Here is a 9,626-nt window from a genome sequence, read left to right as displayed (position 1 = left end):
AACGGCAACTTAAGACACTTGCGGCTATATCTGACAGACCAATCCGTTGGGGTTTGCTCAGTCCAGTATCTCGATCTTCTAGGTCATCCGCTATTATTTCGGCAACATGCCACACACCACCACTTTTTTTTCTCATTAGATCCTCCTTTTTTTGAAGCCATCCTATCATTTTTTTATCTTTTTTCAAATATGTCAGGTGTTAAGGAAGATTCTTGACAAATGGTGCGAAGAAATTGACTATAAGATATAAGGCAGGCAATCCATCTAATAGGTGAACTTGCTCATAAAAACGTATGGCGGGGTTGTGAAAAAAATTCTTTTTCTATTGTTGGTTTTCTTTTTAGTTCCTTGGTATGCCTATGGACTCAGAGTGACTGCGCTTGCCATTAACAATGATACCCCTGACAAACCCTTTGTGACCATTCATTTGGATAGCCCTCAAGACTTGAAAGTTGAAAACATAGATTCTGAAACTTTTGTGGTACATTTCCCCGTTCAAACCCAATGGAGCCAAAAAAAATCGGATATTTTCGGAGGTCTTATCAAAAGTTTCACCTATGTTCCCTATGGGGATGGAACAGGCGATTTGGTTTTTAAAGTAAGCGACACCTTAAAACTAGATCAATTCGGCCTTTTGAAGAACCAAAACTTCGGTATCTCTTTTCAGAGAGCGCTGCAACCTGAAAAAGTGATCTTTGAGAACCCATTGGTCATCAATAATATTCGTGTAGGGCAAAAAGGCGGGAACACCCGGGTAGTTCTTGATATGAATCGGGTCGTTGATTTTGTATTAAAAGAAAACCCTACAGGCACAAAAATTATTTTAATTCCCAATGAGAAACCCCAATGGAAGCCTAAAATGTCAATTGACCAACCGGTAGGGCGATTCAAAAAGTATACGGTTTATGACAATGGCAATGAAACATCCATTGAGTTATCTGTGGTTACGGACACAAAAGTGTTGCAAATCTTTTTGGTAGATCAAAAAACCCCTAATCCTAAGCTGGTTTTGGATTTGGGTTCCGACCCTGGCATTCAAATTTTAGATACTCAAACCATTAATAAAGATGCTATTCACGAGAAAGAAGGCATCTTTACGGAAGATTTAACAGCAGCCAAAGAGGCGGCAGAAGGCCAAAAAGGGTTGGTCAAAAAAATGGATATCATTAGCCAAGGAGATGATACTATTTTGCGATTAGAATCAGACAGCAAGAAAGAATACAAGGTTGTAGAAAACACCTACTTGAATCAAGTTGTGATCCACTTGCCGAAAACAGATTGGAAAGATGTGATGGTCCCTAAAAAAAAGGGAGGATTGATTCAAGACTATACCGTTGATCAAAGTGATCCTGTAGAAACTAAGCTGGTGTTGTCGGTTCAAAAAGGCACCAGTGTTATTGGTAAAAAAGTGTTTAGCAGCGAAGGAACCACCCCTCGATTCATTATCTATTTAAATCAAAATGCCACTAAAACACCTGAATGGCTTGTGGAAGAAACAACTGAAAAAACGTCCTATAGGGATCGTGATTTAGAAGCTATTGAAAGCACCAGATTAACTCATCGGGGCGGCATTAGCCCATACATGAGTGTGGGAGAGGGCTTTTATGTGGGCGTTCAGCTTGACCAACTAGCAACACAAACCTCATCCCACAGCACAATGAATGGCACCACAAGTACGCGACAACTGTCTGGCGATAATTTTGGCGGTGGGGGGCACGCCTATTTGGGGTATGGGTTGGTTCAGGGGCGTTTCTATGAGGGCTTGGAATTACGAGCTGGGGGTTATGGGGTAGAAGAAAAAACCTCTTACACAACAACAGCTGGTAATATTTATAACAGCACCTCAGCCATTAATTTTTCTTGGGATGCAAGCCTAAGGCTGGGGGGATATATTTCCCCCACAACATTGCTGTATGGACGCATAGGAGCCGCCGCCACGAACTTTTCCTACGATGAGCAAAGCACAACAGGGGGGGCATTCATATTCCCTGGAATTTATAGCGCAAACAGTCGAACAGGGTTTGTCTTTGGGGTTGGCGTCGAATCTGCCCTGACAGATCAGTTGTCTTTGCGATTGGAAGGCACCCAAATCAACTATCAACCGTTCCAGTACAATTCGTCGACAGGCCTTATCAAAAAAGATCGCAATATCCTAAACCAGGTTAGTTTGGGCGTAAGCTATAAACCCAGTCCCATGGCGGGACCTTCCTTGGAATCAGAGTTCGAAGACAGCATTCAAACAGGTTTTTACTTCGGGTTTGATACTGGTATTGGCAATATGATGAACGTACGAGAGTTAGATGGTAAAGGGTCCATCAAATACAAAGGCCAGTCAGGCAGCACAGAACCCCTATGGGGCATCTTTACGGGGTATAGTTATAATATAGGGCGCTTCTTCTTGTCAGGGGAATTCCAAGGAAATCTGAATTCAATCCAGATACAAGAAACATTCGTTTCAACAGGGCCGGTCACCACTGAAACCTATAGCAACAAACTTAAGAATGTGTGGGCCCTTACAGCACGTCCCGGATACATCTTTAACCATGGAACCATGGGGTATGGGCGACTGGGCCTGATGGGAGGATCTTTGGTTCATAAGGCAAGCTTTTCTTCTTCTACTTCTCGCCAATTTACATCGGGTCCCAACAGCACAACCTATGTTTGGGGCGTACGGGCCGGTGGTGGTTTAGAAGTCTTCATGAACCCAAATGTAAGCTTGCGGGCTGATTATACAATCGACTATGTACCTCACCTGGTCTTTAAAGATCCTACTGTTGGTGGGGTCGAAGAAAAAGTCAGCATTATCAATAATCAGTTCAAAATTGGTCTTGCCTATACTTTGGACTAGAGTATTTCTTCTTTATTTTCTCCTTGATTGGTAGGTATAAAATGGTACTATGCCGACTCCTTAATTTGTAAAAAATATGTTATCAAATTAAAGGAGTTCAAGCAAAACCAGGGTTTAGGGCTTCGACAGGTATAAAAGTACCTTAGAAACCTGAGAACTCGAAGTTTTGCGAAGCAATCATTAATTTTAGGGAAGAAGATGACCTTTGATCAATTAAAAACCTTTTATATTGTAGCTAAATCCGGCAGTTTTACCAATGCTGCATCTGAACTGAATATGGATCAGTCTAATGTCAGTCGCAAAATTATTGCCATGGAAATACGGCTCAAAGCAAAACTTTTTGTACGCAAATCAAGGGGATTGATTCTAACGCCTGAAGGACAAATTCTGCTTGAAGAAGCGAAAGATATTCTGGAACGTATGGAGGGTATGAAAAACCTGCTAACCAACGTTAACAAAGAAGCCTCGGGTCATTTAAATATTTATACTTACGTGGGTTTTTATGATTTTTTCGTAAGGCCTTATCTGGATCAATTCCGGGAAGCATTCCCGGATATTACCTTGAAAATTTGCAAAAATGATTTAGACATAATCAATTTTGATTCCAGTGAAATGACAATTGCGATCACCCCTTACCTCAACCGAGAAGAAGATATTATTCAGGAATCTATTATGCGAACCCATATAAAACTTTATGCGAGCCCTGAATATCTAGAAAAATTTGGCACCCCTAAAAATCCAGAGGACTTAAATCATCACAAATTGATTGCCTATGGGCCCAAAAATTCTGTGTTTTCTACCATGAATTGGCATCTGACTTTGGGGGCATCCAGTGGTAAGCCCCGCAAACCAGTAGTTGAGGTCAATTGCCCAGAAACTCGTGTATTGCTAGCAGAACGGGGCGGTGGAATTGCAAGTATTCCCGTTGAATTTATAGATTTGACCAAAAAGAATTTAGTTCAAGTTTTGCCCCAAGAAGAAGGCACGGTCATAGACTTTTTTTGCAGCTACCCCACCATTCATAAACGCGCCGTCCCTGTCATAAGATTTTTAGGGTTCTTAAGGGCCATTTTTGCAAAATAAGACAACTCTTGAGGAAATTTAATTACTATTTAATTGCTAATTTTCGACTAAATCGTCTAACCAGAAGTTCCCTGACCTAAACACTCAGTAGGTTTCTGAAGAGTATCCATGACGATTAATTTCGTCCTTTTTTCTTTAAGTTTTGCAAGGCAAGCTAACCCCTTAGGACCTAAACAGTTCCACTGAATTCTTAATTCTTCTAAGGGGCTATTGCTCTCTAGAAAAGCTTTCGCCAAGGCACAGGCGCCCGCGTCTTGAATATGGTTGCCATCTAGATCTAGCTTTTTTAGAGTATGGTTTGTTGCAAAAGCAGCCGCAAGGCCCATGGCTCCCTCATCTCCAATAGCATTGTCTGATAGATCTAGATCTTCAAGACCTTTATTCATACCCAAAAATTTCCCCAGAGTTTTTGCGCCCTCATCTCTTATTTTGCAGCTTCTCATTTCTAATGTTTGCAGACTATGATTGCTTTTTAAGCATTCCGCTACTCCAAACGCCCCAAGATTTCCGAAACGATTTTTAGACAGATTCAAAAAAGTGAGCGTTTTATTAGTCTTTAGAAAATCTGCCAGTGAAAAAATGCCTATATAGGTGAAGCTGTTGCCTTGTAAATCAAGATACTGCAAAGCACTATCAAGTTGGGCCCTAAAAAGCTTTTTCATCCCCTGATCAGAAATCTTATTAAAACCCAAATGGAGCTCACGCAATCTGTGAAGAGGAGTTGATATATTCCATGAAATTTTTTCCCCTGTTATGCCATTATCCCTTAAATTTAGACATGTTATTTCAGGGTGTTTTTCTAAAATGCTCTCAATAGATTTAAGTCCGACTTCAGTAATATGACTCGCCCCAAAATCAATAGCATTGAAAGGTATTCTCTCAAACCGGGCTAAAACATTAGACAAAGTTTGGGCGCCTCTATCTCCTAAAAAAAGAGCATTATCTTGCTCAAATCTCAATATTTTCCTTACAGGCACTGCAACCCCTTGGGACAAAGGTGCTTGGGGAAGTCTTGCAAAAAGGCGCGTTAATCCCAAGTCGTCCACCCAAGGAGCCCCCATTCCATCCATTGGTTTTAGACAAAAGCCACACAATAAACAGAAGATTTGAATTCTTAATTTCATGAAACTTCTCCCTAGTTTTTTTAAGATTTATAGAAGATTCTGTAGAACGTCAATGGACGATTCTATCAACCACATTGCTTTTTTTGATCAGGATCTCTATAACTGAGGAATGAATTTTAAAGATACCGTTCTACTGCCCAAGACAGACTTTTCTATGAAGGCTAACTTGCCTGAATTGGAACGAAAGCTGCTGTCCCATTGGAAGGGTCAAAACTTATATCAAAAAATATCAGACAAAACAAAAGGTCGCCCCCTATTTGTTTTGCATGATGGCCCCCCCTATGCCAATGGTCATTTGCATATGGGCCATGCTCTAAACAAAATTCTAAAAGATATAACAATGAAGTACCAACGGTTATGGGGGAAAGATTGCCCCTTTGTGCCCGGTTGGGATTGCCATGGACTACCTATTGAGTGGAAGATAGAAGAAGCCTACAAAGCCAAGAATTTGAACAAGGATCAAGTAGAGCCTCTGCAGTTCCGCAAGGAATGTCGCGAATTTGCCCAAAAATGGGTAGATATTCAAAAAGATGAAGCCCAATTGTTAGGGGCCTTTGGAGATTGGAACAATCCCTATCTGACCATGCATTATAGATCTGAAGGCCAAATTGTGGCTGAACTCCACAAAATTCTGATGAATGGTAGCCTGTATAAGGGATTAAAACCTGTTCAATGGTCTGTGGTGGAAAAAACCGCCCTGGCTGAAGCTGAAGTGGAATACCACGATAAAGTATCGCCCTCCATCTATGTACGTTTTCCCTTACCTGAACCGCTTCAGGGAATCGATAATGTTTCAGCGGTTATTTGGACCACAACCCCCTGGACTATTCCCGCAAACCGGGCTCTTTCCTATGGGGAAGACATTACCTATGTGATTGCCCAAGAAGATGGAAACCATCCCTTTCTTATTGCAGAAAATCGCTTGAATGCCTTTGCTGCTGAAACGGGGCTCAAAGATGTGCGCATTTTAAAGAACGTATCAGGAAAAGACTTGGCTGGCCTTAAAGCCTGGCACCCCCTGCATAAGGTTGGCTATGATTTTCAGGTGCCCTTTTTGGCGGGCAGCCATGTGACAACAGATCAAGGAACAGGGCTTGTTCACACAGCCCCCAGCCATGGATTGGATGACTTTGAAGTGGGCAGACAATACGGTTTGGAAGTTCCCAATTATGTAGGCAATGACGGGGTATACCATGCCCACACACCTCTGTTTGCAGGCATTCATATTTTTAAGGGCAACAGTGTCGTCATCCAGGCCTTAAAGGAACAAGATGCCCTGGCCTTTGAAACAACCCTCACCCACAGCTATCCGCATTCTTGGCGGTCCAAGGCCCCCTTGATTTATCGGGCAACTCCCCAGTGGTTTGTGTCTATGGATCAGACCGGCTTGCGGCAAAAGGCCTTGGACGAAATTGAGAAAGTTAAGTGGTTTCCGCCCCAAAGCAAAAACCGTCTGAAGGCCATGGTAAAAGACCGGCCCGATTGGTGTTTGTCGCGCCAACGAAGCTGGGGTGTTCCTATTGCCATCTTCGTATCCAAAGCGACAGGAGAACCCTTAAAAGATCCTAAAGTGAATGACCGAATTGTGCAGTTGTTTCAAGAACACGGGACCGACATTTGGTATGCCTGGAACAATGAAAAATTTTTGGGACCTGACTATAATCCCAATGACTATGAAAAGACCTTAGATATTCTAGATGTGTGGTTTGAAAGTGGGGCCAGTTATGCCTTCGTTTTGGAACAGCGCCCAGAACTGACATTCCCTGCTGATCTTTATCTAGAAGGGTCTGACCAACATCGTGGCTGGTTCCAGTCTTCTTTATTGGTATCTTGTGCAACCCGGAACAAAGCCCCCTATAAGGCTGTTATGACCCATGGATTTGTGGTGAATGACCAAGGTCACAAACTCTCAAAGTCTTCTGGAAACGCCCTAACGGTGGAAGAAATTTTAGAAAAGCATGGGGCCGATATTTTAAGGCTTTTGGTTGCAGGAACTGATACATCAGAAGACCTAAGACTCAGCACAGATAGCCTAAAACGCCAGGAAGAAATTTACCGAAAAGTCCGCAATACATTCAGATATCTACTAGGAAATTTACAAGACTTCCAAGCTAAGGATTGCGTATCTTATGACAAATTGCCTGACCTTGAAAAGTGGGTTTTGGGCCGTCTTTTTATCCTGCAGACTCAAATTGTAGAGGGGCTGAATACCTATAACTACCACATCCTTTTTGGAAACCTTTATAATTTTTGTGTGAATGATCTTTCCGCCTTTTATTTTGATATTCGGAAAGATTCTCTCTATTGCGACAGTCGGTCTAGCCCTAAATATCAAGCGGTTTTGACAGTTTTGCATCATGTATTTCAGTATCTATGTTTGTGGCTGTCACCGATTATTTCCTTCACAGCGGAAGAAGCCTGGCAAACCCGTTCCCCTGATGAGTCTATCTTCCTACAAGACATGCCCTCCCTTCCCCATGAATGGCACAATGCAGCCTTGGCTGAACGTTGGGACGTGGTACGCAATGTTAGACGAGTAGTGACAGGAGCCATTGAATTAGAGCGCTCTCAAGGACATATTAAATCTAGTTTAGAAGCTCAAGTACTCTTGTTCGTGGAAGAGTCCTCCGTTTTTGATGTTCTCAAAAGTTTTGCCTTGGAAGAGCTAATGATTACCTCAAAATTAGTTTTGATTCATGAGAAAAGCGAGGACGGATTCACCCTAACAGATGGACCCGCTGTTCGCGTGAAAGTGTCTGATGCTTTTGGTCACAAATGTGAACGCTGCTGGCGTATTTTAGAAGAGGTGGGAACGATTCCAGAAACCCCGACTCTGTGCCACAGATGTGCTGATGTTGTTAAGAATGGTTAAAAAACTAAGTCCTTTTATCATTTTATTTATTCTGATTCTTGATCAACTTTCTAAGTTTTTAGTCTTGAAACATTGGCAAATGTTCCCCCTTTCCCTGGCCCCCTTTTTTGATTTGGTACTGGTGTGGAATCGGGGTCTTAGTTTTGGCATTCTGAACACCCTGTCGTATCCCTGGATTTCCTATGTTCTGGGAACTTTTGTATTGGGGGTTCTTGGGTATGTTGGGCTTCTGCTGGTCCGTGAAAAGAAAGAGTCTCTCGTTCTAGCCTATAGCTTTATCATAGGGGGTGGCCTGGGGAATCTGATTGACCGAGTCATCCACGGGGCCGTTGTCGATTTTCTAGATTTTTATATTATGACCTACCACTGGCCAGCTTTTAATGTGGCCGATAGTTTTGTGGTGGTGGGTGTTGCCTTGTACACCTGGGTTCATTTCTGCCACTCAAGTACGAAATATAACTGAATTCAGGATCCTTGCGAGAAAGCCATAGGCTGACGAAACAATCCAGCTTTTTTTCTACTCCAATTTCTTTCCTTGGGCTCTTTTTTTTTGCTTTCCTCGATCCCCATTTTTTTTGCTTTCCTCGGGCTTGACCCGAGGACCCACGCCTTACTTCCTGGTCTGCGCCCTGAAAAGCTCTATTTTGAGGTATTTTCTACACTCCCGTCATCCCGAGGAGGTCGCAAGACCAACGTGGGGATCCAGCTTTCTTTTTTAACTTTTTCAAAAACATCTCTCTAAAAAACCTGGATTTTTGCGTCGAGTACGAGTGAAATAAAGGGCAGGGATTCCGACGTGTACATTTGGGTACATGAGGAATCCAAGCACCTGCAATTTCACGAAGGTGTCGGCCAAAAAGATGGTTTTTTATATTTGATGAGGTCTCGACGCCACAAGGCCCCCATCGACTCATTAAGAATTTGGGCGTAAATTTCTTGGGCGCCCATGGTGGTTCCTTCGTAGGTTTTTAAAATTTGATTTACGAAGATGGGGGAAAGATTTTCTTTGTTTTCGTAACTTGTACCGGTTGTTAGGTGGGTATGCTCACTATAGATTAGGTTATGCAACAAAGTAATCGGCCTGGGGGTTGTTGTGATCACCACCCGGGGGCGCTCCCCCAGACGGAGGCTAAACATCAGCTGATCCCATAGGGCTTGGGGGTATCGAAATTTAGCCAGCTCGTCCACCCAGGCTCCGTCGAATTGGGGGCCGCGTAGGCGATCATAATTTTCGGACGAGTAAAGAAAACCCATTGCACCACAGGGCCAGATCAGTTCTCCCTTGCCTCCTATAAATTGCGGCCGCTCATCGGGGGGTGATATTTGCAGCAAGCCACTGACCCCTTCTACCATAACCATACGGGCTTCAGCCACCGTATCTGCTACCAGAGCAATCCGGGTGCATTGGCCTGTTTTGACCCAATCCCGAATAGTTTCGGCCCCCGTTCTAGTTTTTCCAAAACCCCGCCCCGCCATCAGCAACCAAACGGTCCAATCGCCTTGGGGAATTTGCTGGCTTTCTCGGGCAAGCATCTGCCAATCATAAATATCTTTTTGCTTTTTGGGAATTTTGATCAACCGTTCTGGCGTTTTTTTTGGACCATCTACTAAAGGATCACAACACTTCTTAATAAAACACAAACTCCCATCCTCCATAATGGTGGGAAATACTTTCCGTCATGATCGCTATGATGCATTT

6 protein-coding genes are annotated in these 9,626 nt (G+C 43.0%); 4 read left to right on the top strand and 2 right to left on the bottom strand.

The window, feature by feature from the left end:
• Positions 1-304: 304 nt before the first annotated feature.
• Together WCG05_04770 and WCG05_04765 are read left to right on the top strand one after the other, a co-directional pair.
• Positions 305-2,848 carry an outer membrane beta-barrel protein gene (locus WCG05_04770; GenBank protein ID MEI8321301.1) on the top strand — a complete coding sequence of 848 codons (2,544 nt, stop codon included), beginning with the start codon at positions 305-307 and terminating at the stop codon, positions 2,846-2,848.
• Positions 2,849-3,046: 198 nt separating this feature from the next.
• Positions 3,047-3,931, top strand: coding sequence for a LysR family transcriptional regulator (locus WCG05_04765; GenBank protein ID MEI8321300.1), 885 nt, complete (start codon positions 3,047-3,049; stop codon positions 3,929-3,931).
• A 56-nt stretch (positions 3,932-3,987) separates the two neighbouring features.
• Here WCG05_04765 and WCG05_04760 read toward each other — a convergent pair whose 3' ends face one another.
• The gene (locus tag WCG05_04760; protein ID MEI8321299.1) at positions 3,988-5,055 is read right to left on the bottom strand and encodes a hypothetical protein; all 1,068 of its coding nucleotides are present in this window, start codon (positions 5,053-5,055) and stop codon (positions 3,988-3,990) included.
• Positions 5,056-5,164: 109 nt separating this feature from the next.
• On the opposite strand from WCG05_04760, the gene ileS reads away from it, so the two are divergent.
• Both ileS and lspA read left to right on the top strand, forming a co-directional pair.
• Complete coding sequence (gene ileS / locus WCG05_04755; GenBank protein ID MEI8321298.1) at positions 5,165-7,927, top strand: isoleucine--tRNA ligase; 2,763 nt, start codon at positions 5,165-5,167, stop codon at positions 7,925-7,927.
• On the top strand, positions 7,908-8,390 hold the full coding sequence (gene lspA / locus WCG05_04750; GenBank protein MEI8321297.1) for a signal peptidase II: 483 nt from the start codon (positions 7,908-7,910) through the stop codon (positions 8,388-8,390). Before ileS ends, lspA begins: the two co-directional genes overlap by 20 nt.
• 374 nt (positions 8,391-8,764) lie before the next feature.
• Here the strand turns inward: lspA and WCG05_04745 are convergent, their stop codons facing one another.
• Positions 8,765-9,568, bottom strand: coding sequence for a terminase family protein (locus WCG05_04745; protein MEI8321296.1), 804 nt, complete (start codon positions 9,566-9,568; stop codon positions 8,765-8,767).
• Between the last annotated feature and the right edge of the window lie 58 nt (positions 9,569-9,626).

Source organism: Alphaproteobacteria bacterium, from assembly GCA_037146715.1.
Lineage (GTDB): Bacteria > Pseudomonadota > Alphaproteobacteria > UBA7879 > UBA5542 > JBAWWO01.
Note: the sequence above shows the minus strand (reverse complement) of the source record. Positions and strands in the feature narration are given on the sequence as shown.